We start from the raw sequence: 24829 nt of genomic DNA on the forward strand, positions 1-24829 counted from the left end.
GGCTCAGGCGCCCCTGGCTGCGGTGGCTTCGAAGGTTGCCGCAGCGTTGGCGGTGTTCTCGTCGGAGAACATCCCCTCGGCCACCTTGGTGCCGAAGGTGAAGGTATCGAGCCCGGCGGCGGCGAGGCGCGCCAGGTCGTCGGCGCTGCGTATGCTGGCCACCAGCAGCCGGGTGGCGCGGCCGGAGGCTGCCAGGATATCGCGCATCGCCACGATCGCGGCGAGTGCGTCGTGGCCGAGATCGCCCATGCGACCGAAATACGGCGCCACGTAGTCGGCGCCGGCGGCGGCGGCGGTCAGTGCCTGGTGCGGCGCATAGACCGCGGTGAGGGTGGTGCGGACGCCCTCGCGGTGCAGCGCCGCCACCGCCCGAACGCCCTCGAAGGTGACCGGCACCTTGACCACGATGCGCGGCGACAGCGCGGCGAGGGCAAGGCCGTTGCGCACCAGCGGCAAGGTGTCGGTGCCCCAGGTCTGCACCTGAAGCTCCTCGATGCCGAGCGCGAAGGCGTCGCGCGCGAGGTCGGCGATCACCGGCAGGCGGCAGGCGAGGCCGGCGGCATCCAGGATGGTCGGGTTGGTGGTGATCCCGAAGAACATCCCGCTCGGCAGCCAGCGCTCCCAGGCGCCGCGATCGGCGCTGTCGAGGAAGAGCCGCACGCCCGGCTGCGTGGAGGGATCCGACGTTAAGACCATGGCTGCCTGCGTTTTCGTTGCCTGACGACAGCCGGAAAACTAGCCCGGCCCCGGGCGGTCGCCTATGGCCGAAGTTCGCACCCGCCTGAGCGTCGGTACCGGCACCTTAAGCACTTCTTGAGCACTCGCTGCCTAGTATCGGTCATGACATGCAGCATCGCGCAGGCCGGGATGAACGAGGATCGGCAGATCGTCGTGCATGAGGCGGTATCACCCGGCGATGAAGCGTGCCCGCGGCCGCATCCGAGGCGGCTGGGCTGGCTCGGGACCACGGCGCTGGCCATTGGCGGCAGCAACCAGAGCCTGTTCCTCATCGCGGCACTGTTCGTCGGGCAGGGCCACATTCCCGGGCAGGGCAGCGCCGCGATCCTTCTCCTGATCCTGGGCCTGCTGCTCGGCTATGCCGCGGCCCCGGGCTGGACCGAGCTGGTGCTGATGTCGCCCAACCGGGTCGGTGGCATCGCGGCGGCCTGCACCGAGGCCTTCCGTCCCTACAGCCCGATCCTGTCGGCGCTGACCGGCGTCTGCTACTGGTGGGGCTGGGTGCCGACATGCGGGATCACCGCGATCCTGTCGGCGACCGCCATCGGCCAGTGGTGCCTCCCCGGCGTCCCGGTCTGGTCGATCGCCTGCGTGCTCGTGCTGGCCTGCACCGCCCTCAATCTCTGCGGCATCGTATGGTCCGCCCGGCTCGCCATACCGGTGGCCGTCGCCGCCGCCACGCTCGCCTTCATCTCGATGCTGGCACCCTTGTTGTCGGGCCGGATGCACTGGACGCAGGCGGTGGATTTCCACCTGACCTCGCCGTTTCCTGGCTGGTTCGGGTCCATCACGTCGGTGATGGCCGGGCTGTACCTGGTCGGGTTCGGGGCTCCGGCGTTCGAGACCGCGACGTGCCATGTCGGCGAGACCATCGATGCGAAGCGCAACGTGCCGCGCGCGATGCTCGCCAGCGCCCTGATGGCGGCGGTCTACTTCGTGCTCCTGCCGCTCGTCTGGCTCGGCACGCTTGGACCGGACGCCCTTGGCCGCGATCTCGGGCAGGTTCTCGGCCCGACATTCGCACCGGTTTTCGGCAGCTTCGCGAAGTCGGCGGCGATCGGCTTCATGATGTTCAACATGCTGCCCGCCGCCATGCAGGCGGTCAGCGGCGCTTCGCGGGCACTGGCGCAGCTCTCCGAGGACGGGCTGTTGCCGACCATCCTGGGCTGGCGTTCACGCACCGATGCGCCATGGGTGGCGATCCTGCTGACCGCGGCTTTCGCCATCCTGTTCCTGCTGATCGGCGACCCGATCTGGCTGATCGCCGCGGCGAATTTCACCTACCTGATCGGCATCGGCCTGCCCAGCGTCGCGGTATGGCTGCTGCGGCGCGACGCTCCCGGGGCGGCGCGGCCCTATCGGGCGCCACGCGGCACCATCGGGCTTGGTGTCTGCGCCGCGATCGTCTGGTGTTGCAGCGCGCTGCTCGGGTTCGAGCAGTTCGGCTTGCCCACCGTGGTGTTCGGGCTCCTGATGGCCCTGGCCGGTGCCGGGTTGTACGCCATGCGGATGCTGGAGGACCGGTCCCGCAAGGGGCTGGGGTTGCAGCTGGGCCGCAGCCTGCATGTCAAGCTGACCGGGGCCATGCTGCTGGTGCTGGCGATCGACTCCGTGGGCTACATCCTCGCCGTCGCCTCGATCCCGAACCTGCACGGCAGCCTCGTCGTGGTACTCGAGGACATCTTCGTGGCGGTCGCGATGCTGACCGTGACCGTCGGCATCGTGCTGCCCGGCATGGTTGCCCACTCCGCGAACGAGGTCAGCGCGGCGGCGATGCGCCTTGCATCCGGAACCATCCGGGATCTGGCGACGGCGATGAACGCGCTTGGCGAAGGCAACCTGCAGGCGGCGCATGCCTCGATCGACATCGTCCCGGTCGTCGTCGCCTCGCGTGACGAGCTCGGCGCCATGGCGGAGAGCTTCAACCTGCTGCAGCACGGCGTGAAGCAAGTTGCCATCGGACTGAACCGCGCCTGCGAGGGGCTGCGCAAGGCACGCAACGACCTGTTCGAATCCAAGGAAGTGGCGGTTCATGAAGCCCTGCATGACGCCCTGACCGGACTGCCGAACCGCGCATTCATCATCCAGCGCCTGGAACGGTCTCTTGCCCGGCAACGCGATCAGGGGGGAAGTGCCTGCGGCCTGCTTTTCATCGATCTCGATGGCTTCAAGATCGTCAACGACAGCCTGGGCCACGCGGCCGGCGACGATCTCCTGATGCAGGTTGCCAGCCGCTTCCGTAGCCTGCTCCTGCGCAAGGCCGACCGCGGTGCGCCGGACGAGGATGCCAGGAACGTGCTGGCCCGGCTGGGCGGCGACGAGTTCATCGTGCTGATGGGCGGCATCCAGTCGGCCGCGGATGCAGTCAAGGTGGCGGATCGCATCCAGCTTGCCCTCGGCACGCCTTTCATGATCGCCGGTGACTGTGTCCACATGTCGGCCAGCATCGGCGTCGCCACCAGCTGCGGCGGATCCGGCTCGGCGTCCGACATCCTCCGCGACGCCGACCTTGCGATGTATCGCGCCAAGAGCCTCGGCAAGAGCCGGGTGGAAGTCTACAACGAGTTCCTGCTCGCGTCGGTGACGACGCGCATGCATCTCGAGAACGACCTGCGTCGCGCCCTCCAAGGCCAGGAATTCCTGTTGCACTACCAGCCGATCGTCGCCCTGCCGACCGCGGAGATCGTCGGCTTCGAGGCCCTCGTGCGCTGGCAGGTCCCTGGCGGTCCCCTCATCTTTCCGGGCGACTTCATCACCGTCGCCGAGGAGACCGGCCTCATCGTGCCGCTCGGACTGTGGGTCATGCGCGAAGCCTGCCTGACCAGCCTGATATGGAACCAGCGGTTCGGCCAGGAGCGCAAGTTGGGCATGAGCGTGAACATCTCGCCGCGGCAGTTCGCGCAACACGACCTGGTGCCAGAGATCCAGCGGATCCTGATCGAGACCGGCGTCGATCCTGCCACGATCAAGCTGGAGATCACCGAAAGCGGCACGATGGGTGATCCGGCCCGGGCGGTGCACATCCTCTCGCAGCTCAAGCTGTTCGGCGTGCAGCTCAGCGTCGACGATTTCGGGACCGGCTATTCCTCGCTCAGCTACCTGCACAGGTTTCCGATCGACATCCTTAAGATCGACCGCTCCTTCGTGTCCGGCATGGTGGAGGACACCGATAGCCGGCAGGTCGTGAAGACGGTCATGGCGCTGGCCACCGGCATGGGGATGCAGGTCGTCGCCGAGGGGATCGAATGCCAGGAACAGGCGCTGCAGCTTACGCAGATGGGCTGCGACTTCGGCCAGGGCTACCTCTTCTCGAAGCCGCTGCCGGAGGCGGAGGTCGTCGCGATGCTGTCGTCGCGGACAGCCACCACCATGGATTGCCTGGAGGGCCAGGCCGCCTGAGCACCGGCCCGATGCGGGCGCCTATGCCGGCTCCTGCGTCGGCGCCTGTTCGAAAGAATGTTCGGCGACGGTCGCGGCGATTCGTTCGGCAAGGTACGCGGCGTCGCGCGCGATGCCGGAGAAGCGGCCGGAGCCCCATGTGTGCAGCCAGGGCAGGCCGAGGAAGTAGCAGCCCGGTTGCGGGGTGACGCCGCGATGATGGGTCGGCCGTCCGGCGCCGTCGAACACCGGCACCTCGATCCAGCGGTAGTTCGGCCTGAAGCCGATGCACCAGACGATGCTGCCGATGCCGGCCGCCGCGAGGTCGAGCGGCGCCGCACCCAGTGGCGGCTGCCAGGGCGGCACGTAGGGAGCTTCGGTGGGCGCCTCGATCCCCTGCTTCTCCACCCAGGCATCGATGCTGCGCTTGATGCCCTCGCTGGTGCGGTCGGCCTCGTCGAGATTGCCGGCGAGGTCGTCGAGGAACGACGCACGGCCTGCCTGCACGCCGGACAGCGTGCCGTGCAGCGTCATGCCCTCGAGCGCGAAGCGACGCAGGTCGATATCCCGGCCGCCGTCGCGACCGGTGACGTAGTGGTTGGTCCTGTCGCGCACGCCCTCGCGCAGGGGATGCTTCTCGACCGGGATGTCGTAGTAGCCCATCAGGTGCAGCCACTCGACCACGTCGCGGCCGCGGTAGAAGCGGGCGACGCGCGGCGCCCCGCCGACGCAGAGATGCACGGCCCGCCCTGCGAGATGCAGATCCTCGGCGATCTGCGCGCCGGATTGTCCGGTGCCGACGACCAGGACGGCGCCGCGCGGCAGCGACGCGGGATTGCGGTAGTCCGACGAATGCAGCTGCCTGATCGCGGAATCGATCGCGCTCGCGTACGGCGGGATGATCGCATCGTGGTAGCCGCCGGTGGCGATCACCACCTGGCCGGCCTCGATCGGCCCGGCGCTGGTCTCGAGCCGGTAGCCGCCGGTGCCGGCACCGGCGAGGCGCTCGACCGAAACGCCGGCCCGGACCGGCGGATCGAAGCTGCGCACGAAGCCGTCGAGATAGGCGACGATCTCGCCCTTGACCATGAAGCCGTTGGGATCGTCGCCCTGGTAGGGATATCCCGGCAGGGTGCACTGCCAGTTCGGCGTCACCAGGCAGAAACTGTCCCAGCGCTCGTGTCTCCAGGCATGGCCCGGCGTCGCGCGCTCCAGCACGACATGGGCGATGCCGGCGTGTTTGAGGTGCCAGCTCAGCGACAGGCCGGCCTGGCCGCCACCGACGATGGCGACCGGGATGCGGGCCGGGACGGATAAGGCAGCAACGGCGTCCATCGTCAGCCACCCCCGTCATGGAACGACAGCACCGTCACCCTGCTGTCGGGACGGGTTGCGAAATCGCGTGCGCGATGCTCGATGCGATCGATCTGCGACAGCGCCCGCGAGCACGCCATGCCGTAGCGTGCCCTGACGCGCTCGCTGGCGATGCCGAGCGCGATGCGGCTGCGTTCGACGAACTCCGCCACCGGATAATCGCGGCCCGGGTCGAGATGATCGCGTATCACCAGCGACGGCGAATAGCACAGCGCCTCGGTGCCATCCGGCCAGCGTATCCTGAACCGCATCTCAGGCATCGATCGTCTCCCTGGCGTAGAAATCCCGGTGCCGGGCCGCGACAGTGTTCCAGTCGAAGCGTGCGGCCGTCACCGGGCCCTGCCTGCGCAGGCGAAGCGCGATGTCCGGCCGCAGCGCCCGCACGATGCCGTCCCGTATGCTGCCGGCATCGTGCGGATCGACCCACACCGCCTCGTCGGCTTCGAGATGCTCGGTGAAGGGCGCGATCCGCGACACCAGCGCCGGGCATCCGCAGGCCATCGCCTCGATCGGGCACAGGCCGAAGCCTTCCTCCAGGGACGGGCAGGCCAGCAGGTCGGCGATGCGGTACAGCGCCGGCATGTCGGCATCGTCGATGATCCCGGCCTGCACGATGGCATCCGCGTGCCCCGATGCCGACAGCAGGGCCGCAAACGCGGCGCGCTGCGCGGAATGGTCGAGCAGGCTGGCGCCACCGGCCACCACCATCCGCAGCGACGGGTCGCGAGCGGCGAGCGACAGCACCGCCTGCAACGTGCCGAGCGTGTTCTTGCGCGCCTCGATCCCGCCCATGGCGAGCACCACCCGGTCGCCGGCGCGCAGGCCGAGACGCGACCGCAGCGCCGCCTCGCGTCCGTCCGGCGCCGGCGAGAAGCGTGCGCGGTCGACGCCGTTGCCGAGCAGCGTAGCCTCGATGCCGTGGCTCTCCAGCAGGCGGGTTTGCCACAGGCGGCTGACCACGCCGACCGCGCGGGCGCCGCGCAGGCCACGCTCCTGCCAGGATGCGAGGCGCGCATCCTCGAAGCGGTCGAGGTGATGCACGGTGCGGAAGTAGCCCTCGATCACGCCGCGTTCCGCAAGATCGGCCAGCGCGTTCGAGGAGATCGAATCCTGGGCCTGGAACAGGGTGAAGCGGCGCGTCGCGGGTGCCTGCAGGAAGTCGGCGATTTCCCGGATCCGGCGCGCCACCATCGAGACGGTGTCCGGCTCCGGGCGCGCGGGGATGGCGAGGGCAGGGCAGCGCGTGCGCCGGAAGAAGCCGCGCCCCGAGGCGTCCGGCGCGATCAGGGTGGCATCGTGGCCGGCGTCGCACAGCGCCTCGGCGAGCTGCATCGCGTGCACCACGCCGCCGCGCGGGTTGGTGGAGTGGGCGAGGATGGCGATGCTCATGGCGGCGCGCAGCCGAGCAGCCTGTGTTCGGCGTGATCCCAGCAGGTGGCGCGGACGCCCTCATGCAGCAGGTCGAGCCGGCTGCCGGGCTCGCAGGTGCCGATGACCGCGGCGGCAATGTCGCGGCTCGCGAACGCCTGCAGCACCGCGGGCACATGGTCCGGCGTCACCGCGAGCAGGAAGCCGTAGCTCGGGAAGGCGCCAAGCCAGCGCTCGATACCCGCGCCGGGCGGACGCGGGATGCGCTCCAGGTCGAGGGTGATGCCGATGCCGGAACATTCGGCCAGCATCAGCGCGGTCCCGGCCAGGCCGGCATTGCTGATATCCTTGGCGGCGCGGCACAGCCCGGCTTCCGCAAGGCGCGGCAGGATGTCGAGGTCGGCGCGCAGCCGCTCCGGCGGCGCGCCACGGCTGGCGGCGTCCCAGAACGGATACGGCTCGTGCCACGCGCCGCGCAGGTCGACCGCCGCCACCAGCAGGTCGCCGGGACTGGCGTCGAAGCTGGTCAGCAGGCGCTGCGCCCGGCCGAGCACCGCCACCGCGAGATTGGCGGCGGCACCCGCCCCGGTATGGCCGCCGACCACCGGAACGCCATAGGCGCGAGACGCGTCGGCAAGGCCGCGCAGGATCGGCTCCCGGTGCGCCTGGTCCGGCGCCCAGAGCGCGTCGACGACGGCGATCGGCCGCCCGCCCATCGCTGCGATGTCGGACAGGTTGACCATGATCCCGCACCAGCCGGCGAACCACGGCATCGCCTCCACCAGGCTGCCGAGGAAGCCCTCGATGGCCAGCAGCAGGGTGCCGTCGCCGTCGGGGATCGCCGCGCAGTCGTCGCCGATCGCGATCGCCCGTCCGGCCTCGGGGTCGAATTCGCCGAGTGCGAGGCTCCGCAGTACCGGCGCGATGTCGCGCTTGGCGGCGAAAGCCGGTCCGTCCCGCAGCGCCAGGGCGAGGCGTTCCAGGTCCATCAGGCGGCCTGCCTCGCCGCCGGGTCCAGCGGGCGGATCAGCCGGGTGCGGTCGAGCCCGTGCGGCAGATACCGCGCAAGGTCGGCCTGCATGACGTGGTGCGGCAGCCCGCACAGCGTGATCTCCTCCAGCGACATCCAGTGCAGGCGCCGGAACAGCGGCACGTTCTGCACCTGCACCTGCGCCAGGAACCGGGTCGCGCCACGCGCATGCGCGGTGCACACGGCAAGCCGGATGAGCTCGGTGCCGAGCCTGCCGATCCGGCGATGATCGGCATGCACCGCAAGCCGCGACCCGCGCCAGAGGCCGGGTTGTTCCTGGTGGATGCGGACCGCGCCGACGACGCTGTGCGGACTGCCGAGGATGGTGGTCGTCGCCACGATCGGCGTGGCGTCGTCGTCGATGGCGTCCCGGTCGCTGCCCTCGAACAACTGCTGCTCGAGGCAGAACACCTGACGGCGCAGCGCGAAATGCCCGGCCCGCTCCCACGGATGGCGCGCGATCAGGATGGCGTACTCGCCCGGCAGGAACGGCGCGTCCGTCTCGTCGCAGATCGGCATGGCGCGGCCCCTGTTCAGTGCTCGTAGGCGGACAGCGACGAGCAGGCGCCGCATCGCGCGCAGCCGGCCTTGACGTCGCTCGACGACATCGCGGCGTCGCGCAGCATGGCGCCGAGCGGACCCAGCACCGCGCGCATGAACGCGGGCGCCGGCGCCGGGTGGTCCTGCAGCGGCGTGCCGGAAATCGGCACGAACGGCACCACGAACGGATACACGCCGAGTGCCACCAGTCGCGCCGACAGCGCCAGGATCTCGTTCGGGGTGTCGCCGAGCCCGGCCAGGATGTAGGTGCTGACCTGGCCGCGCCCGAACACCGGCACGGCGTGGGCGAACGCCTCCATGTAGCGCTCGACCGAGACGGTCGCCTTGCCGGGCATGATCCGTTCGCGCACCGCCTGGGTGGCGCCTTCGAGATGCATCCCGAGGCTGTCGGCGCCGGCGGCGTGCAGCCGCGCATACCAGGCCGGATCGCGCGGCGGCTCGCACTGCACCTGGATCGGCAGGTCGATCGCCGCCTTCACCGCGAAGGCGCTGTCGCACAGCACGGCGGCGCCGCGGTCGTCGATATTGGGCGTGCCGGTGGTCATCACCATGTGCCGCACGCCGTCGAGCAGCACCGCCGCGCGTGCGACTTCCGCCAGCATGTCCGGCGTCTTGTGCGCAACCGTCCTGCCGGCATCGAGCGATTGGCCGATGGCGCAGAACTGGCACGCCGTGCGGCGATCGCGGTAGCGGATGCAGGTCTGCAGCACGGTGGTCGCCAGCGTATCCCGGCCGTGCAGCAGGGCGATCTTCCAATACGGCACGCCGTCGAAGGTCTGCATGCGGTAGAAGCGCGGCTGGCGCGGGAACGCGATCTCGGCCACCGCGCGGCCGTCCTGCAGCAGGGTGGTCACACCCTCCGGTCCGGGCGGCCTCGCCGAGAACGGGGAGAGGCCCGCGGCATGAGTATGGATCGGCACCATGATTGTCTGGCCGCCGATGCTGATCGCCTTGTGGTCGGACGGCCCCGCACCACCGCGGCGGCTGTGCAGGCCGACACCGTCGGCATCCGCATCAGCCAGGCGCAGGCCGAGCGATTGCAGGTCGGTGATCAGGGTGCGGCTCGTCGTATCCAGCAAGGGTTGCATCGCCATCGTGTCGGCTCCCCGTTGTCGCGCGCACCACGTGCGCTTCGCGTTTGTCGTGCAGCAGGCGGAGCAGTTCCGGTCTTGCGTAGTGTCCCACGCTGTCCATCATCCGCTTGCGCTTGACGATCAGCGCCATGTCCAGGTCGGCCACCACCATGCCCTCGCCCTCGGTCAGCTTCGGCGCCAGATGCACGCCCTCGGGCGAAATGATCGCCGAGCACGAGCCGCCGCGCAGCGCCTTCTGCAGGGTCTCGTCCGGACTGATGGACGTGATCTGCTCCGGCGTCAGCCAGCCGGTGGCGTTGATGACGAAGCAGCCTGCTTCCAGCGCATGGTGGCGGATCGTCACTTCCATCTGGTCGGCGAAGATCTGGCCGACCATGGAACCCGGGAACTGCGCGCAGTGGATTTCCTCGTGCTGGACCATCAGGGCGTAGCGCGCCAGCGGATTGTAGTGCTCCCAGCACGCGAGCGCGCCGATGCGGCCGACCGCGCTCTCCACCACGCGCAGGCCGGCGCCGTCGCCCTGACCCCAGACCATGCGCTCGTGGAACGTGGGCGTGATCTTGCGCCGCTTCAGCAGCAGGGTGCCGTCGCGGTCGAACACCAGCTGCGTGTTGTACAGCGAGCCGTGGTCACGCTCGGTGACGCCAAGCACCACCACCATGCCGCATGCGCGGGCCGCTTGACCGACCGCGTTCACCACCGGACCCGGCACGCTCACCGCCTGCTCGTAGAGCCGCATGTGCTCGGCGCCCATCTGTGCCGGCGGACGCACGAAGGAGAAGTATGGATAGGCCGGCACCAGGGTTTCCGGAAACACCGCGATCTCGACGCCGCGCGCCGCCGCCTCCGCGATCGCCGACAGCACCTTTTCCACCGTGCCGTCGCCGTTTTCCAGCACCGGGCAGAGCTGGATCGCGGCGGCCCGGACTATCTTCTGCCTGGTGGTCGCGGCCATCGCCGGCGCCTGCTCAGAGGGTCCAGGTGTCGAGGATGAAGGCGTTGTCGCGGCGATGCAGCAGCACCAGGTCGAGCACGTCCTGCGGCGCGATCGGGATGATGCCGGGGATCAGCGAGCCTTCGCCATGGCCGTACAGCGCCTGCAGCGCGAACCGGCAGCAATAGACCTTGCCGCCCTCCTCGATGAACTTGGTGATCTGCTTGTTGAAGTTCTGGTGGCCGGGGAACGCTTCGTCACCGAGACGTGGAAATCCGCGCTGCACTCCGAGGGTCACGCCGGGGCCGTACAGCAGGATGGTGGTCTCGAAACCCTTGCGCTTCAGGCGGGTCGCCTGCAGCAGGTTCACGAAACCGATCGAGCCCTCGAAGGCGACCGTATGGAAGGTGACGAGCGCCTTTTCGCCGGCTTTCGCCTGGACGTCCTCGAACACCTTCTCCTCGTAGTCGACCAGATAGTCGCCGGTGACGTTCGGGGCTTTCTCGACTTTCGGCATGGCGGTGACCCTCGACAGGGTTGGCGGGCGGTCCGCCCGATGCGGATCCCGCGGCCTCTGTCCCGCAGCCTGCAGCGCAAGCGCCGTGCCAGTGTCCCGATCGTCTCCGGGATCCATACAATCAGGGCAAGCGACGGTCGTGCTGCCATACAATGCAAGACAACCGGGCGAGCAATAGGCAGGATTGGATCAGGCGGCTTCTGGCTGCCTTCATCGAAGGCACAAGCTGCACGCGGTTCGCATCCCGTGCCCAGGTTCTGCTCAGACCACGTTGTGGTAGCCTTGGGCGCGCTTGTGGCCGAGCGCTGCGGCGACGGCGGTGAGAGCCTCCGTCAGCGCGCCCTGATCCGCGGCGGTTCCGAGTGCTATGCGGGCGCGGCCGGGTGCATCGCCCGCCACGGTGAAGACATCGCTCGGCACCAGTGCCAGGCCCTGGCGTCGCACGTAGGTCACGAAGTCGGTGCTGCTCCAGTGCGGCGGCAGGCGAAGCCAGACATGCGGGCCGGCCGGATGCGCGCAGCACGAGTTCTCGCCGAGGATGCTGCGCGCGATCTCCTGTCGCGCCACCAGCTCGCTGCGGATTGCCGACAGCAGCGCGCCGGCCTGCCCGCTGCGTATCCAGTCCGCGGTCAGTCCGGTCAGCAGGCCGGCGCCCATCAGCGATGTCGCGCGCAGCGCCGCCGTCAGGCGCTGCGCCTGGTCGGGGCCGGGCGCCACCAGGAAGGCGGTGCGCAGGCCGGGCGACAGCGTCTTCGACACGGTGGCGACATGGAATACCCGCGGCGGGGCCAGCCTTGCCAGCGCGGGCAGCGGATCGTGCGGCAGCAGGCCGTACGGATCGTCCTCGAGGATCATCGCCTTGTGCCGGGCGGCGACCTCGATGATGTCGTGCCGGCGCTGCAGCGACATGGTCGCGGTCGTCGGGTTCTGGATGTTCGGCGTGCAGTAGACCAGGCGGGCCCCGCTCTCGCGCAGCACGCGGTCCAGCATGTCCGGCCGCATGCCCTCGGCATCCATGCCGACCCCGGACAGCACCAGCCCGAGCTGGGCGGCGAGCGCACGGATGCCGGGATAGGTGAACTGCTCGGCGACCAGCGCATCGCCGGCCTGCAGCATGGAGCTCACCACCGCCACCATGGCGCTCTGCGCACCCGGGGTGACCAGCATCTCGTCCACCGGCCGGTGCCCCAGCAGTGGGCGCAGCCATTGCACGCCGGCCTGGCGCTCCTCGAGCGCGCCGACGGTGAGGCGATACGACATCAGCACGCTGACATCCTGCCGACGCAGCAGCCGGGCCACCCCATCCTGCAGCATGCGCTGCAGGGACGGCTGCACCGGCACCGGCGGCAGGTTCATCGTGAGGTCGATCACCGCCTGGCGGTCGTCGCGCCAGCGCGATGCTCCGGTGCCGGAACGCACGAAACTGCCGCGCCCCACCGAGGCATCGAGCAGGCCGCGCCGCTTGGCCTCGGTAAAGGCGCGGGTGATGGTGGTCAGGTCGACGGCGAGGCCGCGCGCCAGTGCCCGTTGCGGCGGCAGGCGCGCACCCTCGCGCAGCTCACCCGTGCGGATCGATTGCTCCAGGACCTCTACGATCGCGAGGTACAGCGGCCCGCCGCGTTCTGCCAGCCGCTGGCCCCAGACGACCATGAGGGCTTCGTCCTGGGGCGCCTGCATCGCGATCTGCTCCGATCTCCCGACCGCCTGTCGGCATGTCGGGGACCGGACGATCACTGCAAGCGGTGCGCCAGAGGAGCCTTGCGGCTGCGGGCGAGCTTCCTCAGCCCCGCCCGCGATAGCCCGGCACGTCCTGCGCCGGGATCCAGACATCGGCGGGGGGAGCCCCGGTCTGCCAGAACACGTCGATCGGAATGCCGCCGCGCGGATACCAGTAGGCGCCGATGCGCAGCCAGACCGGGTCCAGCCGCTCCACCAGCGTGGTCGCGATCTGCACGCTGCACGCCTCGTGGAAGGCGCCGTGGTTGCGGAAGCTGGTGAGGTACAGCTTCAGCGACTTGCTCTCGACGATGAAGTCGCGTGGCACGTAGTCGATCACCAGATGCGCGAAATCCGGCTGGCCGGTGATCGGGCAGAGCGAGGTGAATTCCGGCGCGGTGAAACGGACCAGATACTGCCTGCCGGGATGCGGTGCCGACACCCGTTCCAGCACCGCCTGCTCCGGGCTCGCGGGCTGAACGGTCGGCTGGCCGAGCTGGGTCAGGCCTGCGATGGATGGATCGTTCATGCGGCAAGTGTCCTGACCGGATCTGCGAAGCTCATGTCGGCGCGGCGCCACCAGCATTGCACGGCCGGGCGTGTGGCGGGCAGCATGGCGAGCGGATCGCCGTCGAAAACCACGCTGTTGGTGGGCGTCTCCTCGAGACGGATCTCGACGCAGCGCAGCAGGTCGCCATCCGCCTGCAGGAACGACGCGAGCTTGGACATCATCAGGCACGCCATGAGCTCGGTGGTGGGATCGCCGGGCGTCAGCACGATGCGGCTGGCGCGCGCGGGCTCGTTGGCGAGGAACCAGCCGAGCAGCGGATCGTCCTCGCCGAGTTGCAGGGCGTGATCGAGATGATCGTCGATCCACCGATGCCAGGTGGTTTTCGCGCGGGCGAACGGCAGCACCATGTTGGAGGCGCCGTCGAGCCGCTGCGGCGAGGTCGCCTGCAGCCGCACGGTGACGGTCTCGTTATGGCCGTGCGGCAACGCGCAGGACTCCGAACCGCTCCGGATCAGGCGATGGCCCATCGAGAAGCGCCGGCTGAACATCAGCTGCGGCGAGGTCATGCGGCGGCGGCCTCGTAGCATTCCCAGCCCTGGCGCCGGAGGTCGCAGGCCGGGCAATGACCGCAGCCATATCCCCAGGCATGCAGCAGGCTGCGATCGCCGAGATAGCAGCTATGGGTTTCCCGGCGCAGCAGCTCCACCAGCGGCGCACCGCCGAGGCTGTCGGCGAGTTGCCAGGTCTGCGCCTTGTCGCGCCACATCAGCGGCGTGTGCAGCACGAAGCGCTGGTCCATGCCGAGATTGAGCGCCACCTGCAGCGCCTTGATGGTGTCGTCGCGGCAGTCGGGATAGCCGGAATAGTCGGTCTCGCACATGCCGCCGACCAGGTGCCTCGCACCGCGTCGCACCGCGAGGGCCGCCGCGAAGGTCAGGAACAGCAGGTTGCGGCCGGGCACGAAGGTGTTCGGCAGGCCGTTTTCGCCCAGCATGATCTCGGCATCGCGGGTCAGCGCGGTCTCGGAGAGTTGGCCGAGGGCGTCGATCGACAGCGTGTGGTCGTCGCCGAGCCGTGCGCGCCATTCCGGGTGCAGCCGTATCAGCCCATCCCGCACCGCGGCGCGGCAACTCAGCTCGACCAGATGACGCTGGCCGTAGTCGAAGCCCAGCGTCTCGACATGCGCGAAGCGGTCCAGCGCCCAGGCCAGGCAGGTGCCGGAATCCTGGCCGCCGGAGAACAGCACCAGCGCCGTCTGGTCGGTGATGAAGGTGCCTGGCACTCAGGCGATCCCGATCATCTTGTGTGTCTGCACGCTGAGCCGCCATTTCGGGTGCGCGAGGCAGTAGGCGACGGCATCGCGGGTATTGGCGGCCTGGTCGGGCCCGTCCATCGGTTGCAGGAAGAAATGCCGGAACTCCAGCGCCTCGAACTGCTGCGGCGGCAGGCCGGGCTGCGGATACACCAGCTTCAGCTCGTGCCCGGCACGCTGCCGGAACTCGGCGCCCTGTTTCGGACTGACGCAGATCCAGTCGAGCGTGTCCGGCGCTTCCAGTGTACCGTTGGTCTCCACCGCGATGGTGAAGCCGCGCGCATGCACCGACGCGATCAGTGCCGCATCGAGCTGCAGCAGCGGCTCGCCGCCGGTGAACACGACATAGCGCTCCTCGGCGCCCCCGACCCAGCAGGTGGCGATCGCATCGGCCAGCGCAGCCGCGTCGGCGAATCTCCCGCCACCCTCGCCATCGATGCCCACGAAGTCGGTGTCGCAGAACCGGCAGGTCGCCGTCGCCCGGTCCTGCTCACGCCCGGACCACAGGTTGCAGCCGGCAAAGCGGCAGAACACCGACGCCCGCCCGGCCTGCGCGCCTTCGCCCTGCAACGTCGCGAACAGCTCCTTGACCGCGTAGCTCATGATGCCGGCGCCGTACCACCGATCTGCATCGGGACCATCCCGAGGCGGTCGAGCAGCCGCATGTCCTGCCTCTCAACCGCATTCGGGGTGGTCAGCAGCTTGGGTCCGTAGAAGATCGAGTTGGCGCCTGCGAGGAAGCAGAGCGCCTGCGCCTCGTCGCTCATGCTCTCGCGTCCCGCCGACAGCCGCACCATGCTCGCCGGCATGGTGATGCGGGCGGCGGCGATGATGCGCACGAAGCTGATCGGGTCGACCGGTACGGCGTCCTCGAGCCTGGTACCGGCGACGCGCACCAGCAGGTTGATCGGCACGCTCTCGGGGTGCTGCGGCAGGCAGGCGAGGGTGGCGATCAGCGAGGCCTGGTCATCCTCGCTTTCGCCAAGACCGATGATGCCGCCGCAGCAGACGTTGATGCCGGCGTCGCGCACATGGCTCAGCGTGTCCAGCCGGTCCTGGTAGGTGCGCGTGGTGATCACGCTGCCATAGTATTCGGGCGAGGTGTCGAGGTTGTGGTTGTAGTAGTCGAGCCCGGCCTCGCGCAGCCGTCCGGCCTGCGGCCCGCTCAGCATGCCGAGCGTCACGCAGGTCTCCAGTCCGAGCCCTTTCACACCCTCGATCATGGCGCAGACCGCCTCCAGATCGTGGTCCTTCGGCGAGCGCCAGGCGGCACCCATGCAGAACCGGCTGGCGCCACCGGCCTTTGCCGCCCGCGCCTCGGCGAGCACCGCCTCGACCTGCATCAGCTTGCTGGCCTTCAGCCCGCTCTCGTGATGCACGCTCTGCGAGCAGTAGCCACAATCCTCCGGGCAGCCACCGGTCTTGATCGAGAGCAGGGTGGAGATCTGCACCTCGGTGGGGTCGAAACGTGCGCGATGCACCGTCTGCGCCCGGAACAGCAGCTCCGGGAACGGCAACGCGATCAGCGCCGCCACCTCGTCGCGGGTCCAGTCGTGACGCGTCGCCGACACCGGCCCGGGTCGGCCTGATCCACCATCCGGCATGATCCACGATCCTCTATGGCTATCTTCTAGCCGGCTTCTGCCACAGCTGCCGCCCAGGTTGAAGCGCAACGCTCGCGCTCGAGGTGCCGCCGTCACCCGCCAACCGGGCCGGGACTATCGCCTTCTTGACCGCCGCGGCTCGCTCCGTATGATCGGGTTAAGCGTTTAATCGGGGAGGGCGGCATTGCCGACCTTGATCGACATTGCCCGCCGGACCGGCGTCTCCGGAGCGACCGTCTCCAACGTGCTGCGCGGCCGTGGATCGGTCAGCGTGAAGACCGCCGAACGCGTGCGCTCGGCGGCCAACGAACTCGGCTACCGCCCCAACCTGTTTGCCCGCGCGCTCGCCGAGGGGCGCGCGCCGACCATCGCGCTGTTCTTCACCAACATCACGAACCCGTTCTATGCGCAGTTCACCCTCGAGGCGGAGCACGCAGCCAGGCGGCGCGACCATTTCCTGCTGGTCTGCAACGCGGCTAGGCCTGACGGGACGCTGGATACGGCCTATCTGGATGCCGTTGCCGGCCCACTCTCGGAGGGCCTGATCGTGCTCGGCAGCGATCTTGGCCGCAAGAACCTGCTGTCCATGCTTCCCGCCGGCGTCCCCGCCGTGCTCTCCATCTGGGAAGCGCCGGACGCCTACCCGTCGAAGCCATGCGTCACCGTCGATTTCCGCGCCGCCGGTCGCCTTGCCGCCGAGCATCTCCTGGAGCTTCGGCACGGCAGCATCGCGATCCTGACCGGCGGCACGAGCGGGGTCCCGATCCACAACATGCGTCTCGCCGGCGCCGTTGCCGCGCTGCGCCAGGCGGGCATCGATTTGCCGAAGGCGCGGATCGTGGTCGACGAGGACAGCATCGGCGGCGGCTACCGCGCCGCATGCCGGCTGCTCGAGAGCGATCCACACATCACGGCGCTGCTCGCCACCAACGACCTGCTGGCGATCGGCGCCCTGCAGGCCGCCGCAGAACGCGGCTGCCCGGTCCCGCGCGCGCTCTCGATCGTCGGCATCACCGACATCTGGATGGCGGCCGAGATGCGTCCCGCGCTCACCACGGTCGATATCGCGACCGCGTCGCTCGCGGAGGGCTCGGTCAACCTGCTGCTCGACCTGATCGCCGATCCGGACGGGGTACCATCGGACGCGTTGCGCGTGGTCGGCGCGCCGCGGCTGATCCGACGCGCCAGCACGGCGCCACCTTCGACCTGAACGAAAACCAGCCAGGGAGGAACAAAAATGAAGAAAATCCATCGACGTTCGCTGCTCGCAGCCTCGGCCTTTGCCGCCCTCGCGCCGCGGGCCCGCGCCGCCGAGCCGGTGACGCTGACGGTCTGGAGCTGGCTTCCGAACCTGCAGGTCGAGCTCGACATGTGCACGGCGGCCAATCCGGGGCTGAAGTTCCAGCTCACCAACGCCGGGCAGGCCGGGCCGGAATACGCGAAGCTTCGCACCGCGCTGAAGGCGGGCACCGGCGCTCCCGACATCGTGCAGCTCGAGCTCGACATGGTGCGCTCCTTCGCCCAGGTGCGCGGCCTGGCCGACCTCGCGCAACTCGGCATGGCCGACATGTCCGCGCAGTACGTGCCGTACACGTGGCAGGAGGTGACCGAGGGCAGGCGGATCAACGCGCTGCCCTGGGATAGCGGGCCGATGGGCCAGATCTACCGCGAGGACATCGCCAAGGCGCACGGCTTCGAGCCACCCAGGACCTGGGACGAATTCGCCGATGCCGCCAAGGCGCTGCGCAAGACCTCCCCCGACACCTACCTGACCAATGCGACCTTCTCCGACGGCGGCTGGGTCACCGGTCTGCTCTGGCAGGCCGGCTGGCGTCCGTTCCAGGTCGATGGCGACCACCTCACGATACGCATCAAGAGCGACGCCACGCAGCGCTTCGCCGCCTACTGGCAGAAGCTGATCGACGCCAGGGCAGTCGACACCTCGGCCGGCTTCACCACCGACTGGTACCAGTCGCTCGCCCGCGGCCGCTATGCGATCTGGCTCACCGCTGCGTGGGGCCCGGTCTTCCTGTCGCAATTCGCGCAGTCCAGTGCGGGCAAGTGGCGCGCGGCGCTGCTGCCGCAATGGAACGCAGCTGCACCGTCCAACGGCAACTATGGCGGCTCGGCGCTAGCGATCACCGCCACCAGCCAGCACAAGCAGGAAGCCGCGACCGCCATCCGGTGGCTGCTCGGCCAATCGGCGCCGGCCCGCGCGTTCGCCAGCAAGCAGTTCCTTTTCCCGGTGCTCGACAGCCTGCTCAAGGACCAGTCCTTCCTCGACACGCCGTACCCGTTCTTTGGCGGCCAGGCGGCCAACCAGGTGTTCGCGAAAGCCTCGTCGCAGGTCGGTACCGATTTCCAGTGGAGCCCGTTCAACGACTACTTCGTGGCGCAGATCGGCAACGAGTGCGGCGCGGTGGCGAGCAGCGGCGGTTCGCTCGAGGGCGCGTTCGATACGCTGCAGGCGCGAGTGGTGCGGTTCGCGCGCCAGCAGGGATTCACGGTCGCCACCTGATGGACACGACCGCGACGATCCCGCACCCGCCGCGAAGCCGGGCGATGCAGTGGCCCGGACCGCGGTCCGCACCCATCCTGCTGCTGGCGCCGTTCCTGGTGTTGTTCGCCTGCTTCCTGATCGTGCCGCTCGCCTATGCGTTGGTGCTCAGCCTGTTCCGCGACACCCTCGCCGGCGGCACCAGCTTCAGCGGCCTGCAGAACTACATCGACGTTCTCGGCGACACCAATTTCTGGTCCGGCATCGCGCACATGGCGCTGTTCGGGCTGTTCCAGGTGCCGGTCATGCTGGCGCTGGCGCTAGCCATCGCGATCATGCTGGACCGCGGCACGATCTGGTTCCGCAACGCCTTCCGCCTCGCCTTCTTCGTGCCCTATGCGGTGCCGAGCGTGGTTGCGACCCTGATCTGGGGCTATCTCTACGGCCCGAGTTTCGGTCCCTTCACCCAGGCCGCGCACGCGCTCGGCATTCCGGCGCCGGATTTCCTGTCCTCGCACTGGATGCTGGCCTCGCTCGCCAACGTCGTGACCTGGGAATATGTCGGCTACAACATGATCATCCTGTATTCGGCGCTGCAGGCGGTTCCCGCCGAGCTCTCCGAGGCGGCGGTGATGGACGGCGCGTCACCCTGGCAGATCGCGCTGCGCGTCAAGGTGCCGTCCATTCGCGGCGCGATCGTCCTGACCCTCATCTTCTCGGTGATCGGCACCCTGCAGCTGTTCAACGAGCCGCAACTCCTGCACGCGATCTCGCCGTCCGTGATCGGCGACCATTACACGCCGAACGTCTATGCCTACGCGCTCGCCTTCACCGATCAGCAATACAATTATTCTGCCGCGGTCTCCTTCGTGCTCGGCGCGGTGATCGCCGTCATTTCATACCTGTTCATGCTCGGCACGCGCGAAGGCGGAACCTCATGACGTATGTCGGCCTGCGACCCGGTTCGGCCGCCTATGGGCGGTCGCGCCGCCTCGGCACCCTGCTGCTCGTCGTTCCGCTCGCCTACACGATGCTGCCGCTGGTCTACCTGCTGATCGCATCGACCAAGACCCAGTCCGACCTGTTCGAGACCTTCGGCTTCGCGTTCGGCCACAGCAACGCGCTCTGGCAGAACATCAGGACGGTCTTCACCTTCCAGGATGGCATCTTCGGCCGGTGGCTGCTGAACACCGCGCTGTATTCGGGGGTCTCCGCGGTCGGCGCGACGGCCCTGTGCAGCGCCGCCGGCTACGCCTTCTCGCGCTACCGGTTCCGCGGACGCGGCGTGCTGTTCGCGATCGTGCTGGGGGCGGTGATGATCCCGCAGACGGCGCTCACCATCCCGATCTTCCTGCTCCTGAGCAAGGTCGGGATGGTCGACACGCCGCTCGCCGTCATCCTGCCGTCCCTGGTCTTCCCGCTCGGCGTCTACCTGATGCGAGTTTATGTCGACCAGGCCGTGCCTGCGGATCTGCTCGACGCCGCCCGGCTGGACGGGGCCGGCGAGTTCCGCGTGTTCGCGACGATCGCATTCCCGCTGATCACGCCCGCCGCGGTCACCGTGCTGCTGCTTTCCTTCGTCGCCACCTGGAACAACTATTTCCTGCCGCTGGTCATGCTCAGCACGCCGAGCCTGTATCCCGCGACCGTGGGGCTGGCGTCCTGGTACTCGACCGCAAGTGCCGGCGGCGGCTCGCAGGCGCTGTTCCCGCTGGTCATGACCGGCTCGCTGGTCGCGATCCTTCCCGTGCTGCTGGCCTTTCTCGGCCTCCAGCGCTTCTGGCGAGGCGGTCTCGCCTCTGGCGGCGTGAAATAGCCGCTGCCCCCCTGACCGGAGTTTTTCATGAAGACCGATCGGAAGTTGTCCGCGTGGCGGACCCTCAGCCTCGACCGCTTCCTGCTTGGCGTGCCGCATTATCCCGAGCATGTCGATCCGGCCTTTCTCGAGCGCGACGCCAGGCGCATCGCCGCCGCCGGATTCAACGTCGTGCGCATGGGAGAATTCGCCTGGAACCTGTTCGAGCCGCGCCCCGGACAATACGACTTCGCCCTGTTCGACCGCGCGGTCGAGGTCTTCGCGTCGCACGGCGTCAGCACGATGATGTGCACCCCGACGGCGACGCCGCCGCGCTGGCTGACCCATGCGGAGCCCGACCTGCTGCGTGTCACCGCGACGGGCGCCCCGCACCGGCACGGCTCGCGCCAGCATGCCGACAACACCAGCCCGCGCTACCGCGAGCACAGCCGCCGCATCACGCGCATCATGGCCGAGCACTACCGCGACATGCCGGGTGTCATCGGCTGGCAGACCGACAACGAGCTCAACACCTCGTATTCGGAATCATACTCGGCCGCCGCAGCCTCGGGCTTCCGCGATTTCCTGCGCGAGCGCCATGGCAGCGTCGAGCGCCTCAACGAGGCCTGGGGCGGTCGCTTCTGGGCGCAGGACTATCTAGATTTCGATCACGTCGATCCGCCGTACCCGATGGCGCCGGTCGCCGCGAACCCGTCCCACGTGCTCGACTATCACCGCTACCTGGCGCATGCGACCGCGATGTTCCAGCGTGACCAGGTCGAGATCCTGCGCGCCGTCAATCCGGACTGGTTCATAACCCACAATATCGGCGTGATACGCGACATCGACATGCGCGGCGCGCTTGCGAACGACCTCGATTTTCTCAGCTACGACGTCTACCCGCTGCTGAAGGACGAGTTCCAGCGCGCCGGCCATGCCTGGCTGCAGGCGGTCCAGCTCGATCTCGTGCGCGGTGCCGCCGGCAACCTGGTCGTGCCCGAGCAGCAGAGCGGCTTCGGCAGCCAGCCCGGCTTTGCGACCGTCGTTCCGGAACCGGGCGAGATGCGCCGCATGGCCTATTCGTCCATTGCCCGCGGTGTCGACGGCCTGATGTTCTTCCGCTGGCGTCCGGCGCATTACGGCGCCGAGATCTACTGGATGGGGGTGATCGACCACGACGACGTGCCGCGCCGTCGCTACGACGAGGCGGCCCGCTTCGCCGGCGAGGTCGGCCGGATGGCGGCGACCATCCTCGGCACCACCGTGCACATGGATGTCGGCATCGCCGGCCCCGACTTCGACAACGAGGAGGGGCTGAAGGCCTATCCGCTCGGATTGCCGGGCCCGGAGGAGGCGTCGGGACCGTTGCACCGCCATTGCTACGAGCGTGGCATCGCATGCGGCTTCGTGCATCCCGAGGACGAGATCGGACGCCTGAAGCTCTATTTCGTCCCGCACTGGGCGCTCTGGGAGCCGCGCTGGACCGCCCCGCTTGCCGCCTTCGTGGAGGCCGGCGGCGTGCTCGTCATCGGCGCCCGGACGGGAGCGCACACGCCGGACAACCACATGATCGCCTCGACCCCGCCGGGCGCGCTGCGCGAGCTTGCCGGTGTCGCCGTCACCGAGTTCGGACCGTTGCCGCCGCCCGGCGCCAATGCGCTGCCGGCCAGTCATCGCACGCCACCGCATCTGGCGGCGCTGCCGGCGGAATCCTCCCGCCGCCGGCACGCGATCGCCACCGCGGGCGGGACGGTCGATGCCGGCTGGTGGTACGAGTGCCTGGCACCCGACCAGGGCACCGAGACGATTGCCACCTGGAGCACCAGGTTCCTCGCCGGCGTCCCCGCCGTCACCGCGCGGGCCGTCGGACGCGGCCTCGTCGTCTATGTCGGCAGCTTCCTCACCCCGGAGCTTGTCGAGATGATCTTCCCGCCGCTCTTCGCACGCGCCGGGATCGAGCCCCTGCTGCGGAACCTGCCGGCTGGCGTCGAGGTGACCCGTCGCGAGGCGGCGGATCGCCAGCTGCTCTTCGTGCAGAATACCCGGTCCGACCCGGTCGCCCTTGCCGGGATCCCGCGGGCGACCGAGCTTGTCACCGGCGCGCGGATCGAGGGCGGGACCCTCGATCTCGAACCCTATGGCTGCGGCGTGCTGCGACCGGACCGCACGGTGTGAGGGGGGAGGCGGCCTGCCCCCGCTCCCTCATGCGTCCGTAGGGTCTGCCCTAGCCGCGGATCGCCTCCAGCAGCGTCGGGCCGAGCACCGCCGGCGACGGCGCCACGCGTACGCCCGCACTCTCCAGCGCCTCTATCTTGGCCGCCGCGGTGTCGTTGCCGCCGGTGATCACCGCGCCGGCATGGCCCATGCGACGTCCCGGCGGGGCGGTGGCACCGGCGATGAAGCCGATGGTCGGCTTCTTGACCTTGTTGTCGCGCAGGAACGCTGCCGCGTCGATCTCGGAAGCACCGCCGATCTCGCCGATCATGACGATGGACTCCGTCTCGGGGTCGGCCAGGAACATCTCCAGCACCTCGATGAAGTCGAGCCCCTTCACCGGGTCGCCGCCGATGCCGACGCAGGTGGACTGGCCGAGCCCGACCGCCGTGGTCTGCGCCACCGCCTCGTAGGTCAGCGTGCCGGAGCGCGACACGATGCCGACCTTGCCGCGACGGTGGATGTGACCCGGCATGATGCCGATCTTGCAGGCGTCGGGGGTGATCACGCCCGGGCAGTTCGGCCCGACCAGCAGGCTCCTGGAGCGCAGCAGCGCGCCGCGCACCCGGATCATGTCGAGCACCGGGATGCCCTCGGTGATGCAGACGATCAGCGGGATCTCGGCGTCGATCGCCTCCAGGATAGCGTCGGCGGCGAACGGCGGCGGCACGTAGATCACCGAGGCGGTGGCCCCGGTCTTCTCGCGCGCCTCGATCACGGTGTCGAACACCGGCAGGCCGAGATGCGTCTGGCCGCCTTTGCCAGGCGTGGTGCCGCCGACCATCTTGGTGCCGTAGGCGATCGCCTGCTCGGCGTGGAAGGTGCCCTGGGCTCCGGTGAAGCCCTGGGTGATGACGCGCGTGTCGGCGTCGATGAGGATCGCCATTACGCGCGCGCTCCCTTCTTGGCGGTTTCGGATTTGACGGCGGCGACGATCTTGCGCGCGGCGTCCGACAGGTCGTCGGCGTTGATGATCGGCAGCCCGCTCTCGTCGATCAGCTTCTGGCCGAGTTCGACGTTGGTGCCTTCCAGACGCACCACCAGCGGCACGTGCAGCTTCACCTCGCGCGAGGCCTCGATCACCGCCTGCGCGATGATGTCGCAGCGCATGATGCCGCCGAAGATGTTGACCAGCAGCCCCTCGACGTTCGGGTCCGACAGCAGGATCTTGAAGGCCGCGACCACGCGCTCCTTGGTGGCGCCGCCGCCGACATCGAGGAAGTTGGCGGGCTCGGCGCCCTCCAGCTTGATGATGTCCATGGTCGCCATGGCAAGGCCGGCGCCGTTCACCATGCAGCCGATGTTGCCGTCGAGCGCGATGTAGCTCAGCCCGTGACGGGCGGCCTCCAGCTCCTTCGGGTCCTCCTCGGCCTCGTCGCGCAACTCCTCGAGCTCCGGATGCCGGAACAGCGCGTTGTCGTCGAAGCTGACCTTGGCATCCAGCGCCACCAGGGTGCCGGCGCCGGTCACCACCAGCGGGTTGATCTCGATGATGGCGCAGTCGAGCTTCACGAAGGCGTCGTAGGCGGATTGCACCACGCGGGTGAAGGCGGCGGCGGTCTTGCCGGCGAGGCCGAGCTGCCGGGCCACCTTGCGGCCGACATAGCCGGAGAACCCGGTGGCCGGATCGATGCTCTGGCTGATGATCTTCTCGGGGCTGTGCGACGCCACCTCCTCGATCTCCATGCCGCCCTCCTCGGAGGCGACGATGGTGACCCGGCCGGTGGAGCGGTCGACCAGCAACGAGAGGTACAGCTCGCGCGCAATGTCGCAGCCGTCCTCTATGTAGAGCCGGTGCACCACGCGGCCGGCGGGGCCGGTCTGCTTGGTGACCAGCGTGCTGTTCAGCATCGCGCGCGCGGCTTCCTCGGCCTCGTCCGGCGACTTCACCAGGCGGACGCCGCCCTTGCCGTTCGGGTCCTCCTTGAAGCGCCCGGCGCCACGCCCGCCGGCATGGATCTGCGACTTCACCACGATCACCGGCCCGGCGAGGGTGCGGGCGGCGATCAGCGCCTCCTCGGGAGAGCGCGCCACGCGCCCTTCCAGCACTGGCATGCCGAAACCCTTCAGCAGGGTCTTGGCCTGGTATTCATGGATATTCATCGCAGCAGGGGTTCCTTCCGGGTGCCCGGGACGATCGGGCCGAGGTCAGTGAAGCGCTGCCCCGCAAGGCGGTCGCGGGACAG

23 protein-coding genes are annotated in these 24829 nt (G+C 69.1%); 6 read left to right on the forward strand and 17 right to left on the reverse strand.

The features are described 5' to 3' along the window. Nucleotides 1-3: 3 nt before the first annotated feature. A complete protein-coding gene (locus FE263_RS07835; protein ID WP_138325387.1) occupies nt 4-696 on the reverse strand; it encodes a transaldolase family protein in 693 nt (230 codons plus the stop codon). Between the two features lie 144 nt (nt 697-840). Here FE263_RS07835 and FE263_RS07840 point away from each other — a divergent pair, with 144 nt between their 5' ends. Then, nucleotides 841-4137 (forward strand): amino acid permease, encoded by a 3297-nt coding sequence (locus tag FE263_RS07840; protein WP_138325388.1) that lies wholly within the window; start codon nt 841-843, stop codon nt 4135-4137. Nucleotides 4138-4158: 21 nt separating this feature from the next. Here the strand turns inward: FE263_RS07840 and FE263_RS07845 are convergent, their stop codons facing one another. The 14 genes from FE263_RS07845 to bioB all read right to left on the reverse strand — a co-directional run bounded on the left by FE263_RS07845 (nt 4159) and on the right by bioB (nt 16137). Then, a complete protein-coding gene (locus FE263_RS07845) occupies nt 4159-5451 on the reverse strand; it encodes an MSMEG_0569 family flavin-dependent oxidoreductase (protein WP_138325389.1) in 1293 nt (430 codons plus the stop codon). 2 nt (nt 5452-5453) lie between these two features. After that, a complete protein-coding gene (locus tag FE263_RS07850; protein WP_138325390.1) occupies nt 5454-5750 on the reverse strand; it encodes an MSMEG_0570 family nitrogen starvation response protein in 297 nt (98 codons plus the stop codon). Continuing rightward, nucleotides 5743-6879, reverse strand: coding sequence for an MSMEG_0565 family glycosyltransferase (locus FE263_RS07855; protein WP_138325391.1), 1137 nt, complete (start codon nt 6877-6879; stop codon nt 5743-5745). Before FE263_RS07855 ends, FE263_RS07850 begins: the two co-directional genes overlap by 8 nt. Then, nucleotides 6876-7847 carry a sll0787 family AIR synthase-like protein gene (locus FE263_RS07860; protein WP_138325392.1) on the reverse strand — a complete coding sequence of 324 codons (972 nt, stop codon included), beginning with the start codon at nt 7845-7847 and terminating at the stop codon, nt 6876-6878. The genes FE263_RS07855 and FE263_RS07860 overlap by 4 nt, the downstream gene beginning before the upstream one ends. Next, on the reverse strand, nt 7847-8407 hold the full coding sequence (locus tag FE263_RS07865; protein WP_205880305.1) for an MSMEG_0567/Sll0786 family nitrogen starvation N-acetyltransferase: 561 nt from the start codon (nt 8405-8407) through the stop codon (nt 7847-7849). Before FE263_RS07865 ends, FE263_RS07860 begins: the two co-directional genes overlap by 1 nt. Nucleotides 8408-8421: 14 nt before the next feature. Continuing rightward, entirely contained in the window at nt 8422-9543 is a 1122-nt protein-coding gene (locus FE263_RS07870; protein WP_138325394.1) for an MSMEG_0568 family radical SAM protein, read from the reverse strand. Further along, nucleotides 9464-10498 carry a Nit6803 family nitrilase gene (locus tag FE263_RS07875; RefSeq protein ID WP_138325395.1) on the reverse strand — a complete coding sequence of 345 codons (1035 nt, stop codon included), beginning with the start codon at nt 10496-10498 and terminating at the stop codon, nt 9464-9466. The genes FE263_RS07870 and FE263_RS07875 overlap by 80 nt, the downstream gene beginning before the upstream one ends. Before the next feature lie 13 nt (nt 10499-10511). Next, nucleotides 10512-10994 (reverse strand): MSMEG_0572/Sll0783 family nitrogen starvation response protein, encoded by a 483-nt coding sequence (locus FE263_RS07880; RefSeq protein WP_138325396.1) that lies wholly within the window; start codon nt 10992-10994, stop codon nt 10512-10514. A 261-nt stretch (nt 10995-11255) separates the two neighbouring features. Next, nucleotides 11256-12671: an aminotransferase-like domain-containing protein gene (locus tag FE263_RS07885; protein ID WP_408886160.1), complete on the reverse strand. Its 1416-nt coding sequence runs from the start codon at nt 12669-12671 to the stop codon at nt 11256-11258. 103 nt (nt 12672-12774) lie between these two features. Further along, complete coding sequence (gene queF, locus FE263_RS07890) at nt 12775-13239, reverse strand: preQ(1) synthase (RefSeq protein ID WP_138325397.1); 465 nt, start codon at nt 13237-13239, stop codon at nt 12775-12777. Then, entirely contained in the window at nt 13236-13787 is a 552-nt protein-coding gene (locus tag FE263_RS07895; RefSeq protein ID WP_138325398.1) for a 6-pyruvoyl trahydropterin synthase family protein, read from the reverse strand. The genes queF and FE263_RS07895 overlap by 4 nt, the downstream gene beginning before the upstream one ends. After that, entirely contained in the window at nt 13784-14503 is a 720-nt protein-coding gene (queC, locus tag FE263_RS07900; protein ID WP_138325399.1) for a 7-cyano-7-deazaguanine synthase QueC, read from the reverse strand. The genes FE263_RS07895 and queC overlap by 4 nt, the downstream gene beginning before the upstream one ends. Further along, entirely contained in the window at nt 14504-15136 is a 633-nt protein-coding gene (gene queE / locus FE263_RS07905; RefSeq protein WP_138325400.1) for a 7-carboxy-7-deazaguanine synthase, read from the reverse strand. Then, entirely contained in the window at nt 15133-16137 is a 1005-nt protein-coding gene (bioB, locus tag FE263_RS07910) for a biotin synthase BioB (protein WP_138325401.1), read from the reverse strand. The genes queE and bioB overlap by 4 nt, the downstream gene beginning before the upstream one ends. A 184-nt stretch (nt 16138-16321) precedes the next feature. On the opposite strand from bioB, the gene FE263_RS07915 reads away from it, so the two are divergent. Genes FE263_RS07915 through FE263_RS07935 form a run of 5 tightly spaced genes read left to right on the forward strand, consistent with a single transcriptional unit; the run spans nt 16322 to nt 22604 of the window. After that, nucleotides 16322-17347: a LacI family DNA-binding transcriptional regulator gene (locus FE263_RS07915; protein WP_138325402.1), complete on the forward strand. Its 1026-nt coding sequence runs from the start codon at nt 16322-16324 to the stop codon at nt 17345-17347. 27 nt (nt 17348-17374) lie between these two features. Further along, the gene (locus FE263_RS07920; protein WP_138325403.1) at nt 17375-18655 is read left to right on the forward strand and encodes an ABC transporter substrate-binding protein; all 1281 of its coding nucleotides are present in this window, start codon (nt 17375-17377) and stop codon (nt 18653-18655) included. Beyond that, the gene (locus tag FE263_RS07925) at nt 18655-19575 is read left to right on the forward strand and encodes a carbohydrate ABC transporter permease (protein WP_205880306.1); all 921 of its coding nucleotides are present in this window, start codon (nt 18655-18657) and stop codon (nt 19573-19575) included. Before FE263_RS07920 ends, FE263_RS07925 begins: the two co-directional genes overlap by 1 nt. Then, nucleotides 19572-20450, forward strand: coding sequence for a carbohydrate ABC transporter permease (locus tag FE263_RS07930; protein WP_138325404.1), 879 nt, complete (start codon nt 19572-19574; stop codon nt 20448-20450). Before FE263_RS07925 ends, FE263_RS07930 begins: the two co-directional genes overlap by 4 nt. 27 nt (nt 20451-20477) lie before the next feature. Then, nucleotides 20478-22604: a beta-galactosidase gene (locus tag FE263_RS07935; protein WP_138325405.1), complete on the forward strand. Its 2127-nt coding sequence runs from the start codon at nt 20478-20480 to the stop codon at nt 22602-22604. Nucleotides 22605-22653: 49 nt separating this feature from the next. Here FE263_RS07935 and sucD read toward each other — a convergent pair whose 3' ends face one another. After that, nucleotides 22654-23529, reverse strand: a complete 876-nt coding sequence (gene sucD, locus FE263_RS07940; protein WP_138325406.1) for a succinate--CoA ligase subunit alpha — start codon at nt 23527-23529, stop codon at nt 22654-22656. Further along, entirely contained in the window at nt 23529-24746 is a 1218-nt protein-coding gene (gene sucC / locus FE263_RS07945) for an ADP-forming succinate--CoA ligase subunit beta (protein ID WP_138325407.1), read from the reverse strand. Before sucC ends, sucD begins: the two co-directional genes overlap by 1 nt. Nucleotides 24747-24829 lie beyond the last annotated feature (83 nt).

This window comes from Lichenicoccus roseus, from assembly GCF_005844085.1.
Classification (GTDB): Bacteria; Pseudomonadota; Alphaproteobacteria; order Acetobacterales; family Acetobacteraceae; genus Lichenicoccus; species Lichenicoccus roseus.

What these genes read in the sequence shown, in the direction of transcription:
- FE263_RS07835 (WP_138325387.1), bottom strand. Translation starts at nt 696, where the DNA reads ATGGTCTTAACGTCGGATCCCTCCACGCAGCCGGGCGTGCGGCTCTTC.
- FE263_RS07840 (WP_138325388.1), top strand. Translation starts at nt 841, where the DNA reads ATGACATGCAGCATCGCGCAGGCCGGGATGAACGAGGATCGGCAGATC.
- FE263_RS07845 (WP_138325389.1), bottom strand. Translation starts at nt 5,451, where the DNA reads ATGGACGCCGTTGCTGCCTTATCCGTCCCGGCCCGCATCCCGGTCGCC.
- FE263_RS07850 (WP_138325390.1), bottom strand. Translation starts at nt 5,750, where the DNA reads ATGCCTGAGATGCGGTTCAGGATACGCTGGCCGGATGGCACCGAGGCG.
- FE263_RS07855 (WP_138325391.1), bottom strand. Translation starts at nt 6,879, where the DNA reads ATGAGCATCGCCATCCTCGCCCACTCCACCAACCCGCGCGGCGGCGTG.
- FE263_RS07860 (WP_138325392.1), bottom strand. Translation starts at nt 7,847, where the DNA reads ATGGACCTGGAACGCCTCGCCCTGGCGCTGCGGGACGGACCGGCTTTC.
- FE263_RS07865 (WP_205880305.1), bottom strand. Translation starts at nt 8,407, where the DNA reads ATGCCGATCTGCGACGAGACGGACGCGCCGTTCCTGCCGGGCGAGTAC.
- FE263_RS07870 (WP_138325394.1), bottom strand. Translation starts at nt 9,543, where the DNA reads ATGGCGATGCAACCCTTGCTGGATACGACGAGCCGCACCCTGATCACC.
- FE263_RS07875 (WP_138325395.1), bottom strand. Translation starts at nt 10,498, where the DNA reads ATGGCCGCGACCACCAGGCAGAAGATAGTCCGGGCCGCCGCGATCCAG.
- FE263_RS07880 (WP_138325396.1), bottom strand. Translation starts at nt 10,994, where the DNA reads ATGCCGAAAGTCGAGAAAGCCCCGAACGTCACCGGCGACTATCTGGTC.
- FE263_RS07885 (WP_408886160.1), bottom strand. Translation starts at nt 12,671, where the DNA reads ATGCAGGCGCCCCAGGACGAAGCCCTCATGGTCGTCTGGGGCCAGCGG.
- queF (WP_138325397.1), bottom strand. Translation starts at nt 13,239, where the DNA reads ATGAACGATCCATCCATCGCAGGCCTGACCCAGCTCGGCCAGCCGACC.
- FE263_RS07895 (WP_138325398.1), bottom strand. Translation starts at nt 13,787, where the DNA reads ATGACCTCGCCGCAGCTGATGTTCAGCCGGCGCTTCTCGATGGGCCAT.
- queE (WP_138325400.1), bottom strand. Translation starts at nt 15,136, where the DNA reads ATGAGCTACGCGGTCAAGGAGCTGTTCGCGACGTTGCAGGGCGAAGGC.
- bioB (WP_138325401.1), bottom strand. Translation starts at nt 16,137, where the DNA reads ATGCCGGATGGTGGATCAGGCCGACCCGGGCCGGTGTCGGCGACGCGT.
- FE263_RS07920 (WP_138325403.1), top strand. Translation starts at nt 17,375, where the DNA reads ATGAAGAAAATCCATCGACGTTCGCTGCTCGCAGCCTCGGCCTTTGCC.
- FE263_RS07925 (WP_205880306.1), top strand. Translation starts at nt 18,655, where the DNA reads ATGGACACGACCGCGACGATCCCGCACCCGCCGCGAAGCCGGGCGATG.
- FE263_RS07930 (WP_138325404.1), top strand. Translation starts at nt 19,572, where the DNA reads ATGACGTATGTCGGCCTGCGACCCGGTTCGGCCGCCTATGGGCGGTCG.
- FE263_RS07935 (WP_138325405.1), top strand. Translation starts at nt 20,478, where the DNA reads ATGAAGACCGATCGGAAGTTGTCCGCGTGGCGGACCCTCAGCCTCGAC.
- sucD (WP_138325406.1), bottom strand. Translation starts at nt 23,529, where the DNA reads ATGGCGATCCTCATCGACGCCGACACGCGCGTCATCACCCAGGGCTTC.
- sucC (WP_138325407.1), bottom strand. Translation starts at nt 24,746, where the DNA reads ATGAATATCCATGAATACCAGGCCAAGACCCTGCTGAAGGGTTTCGGC.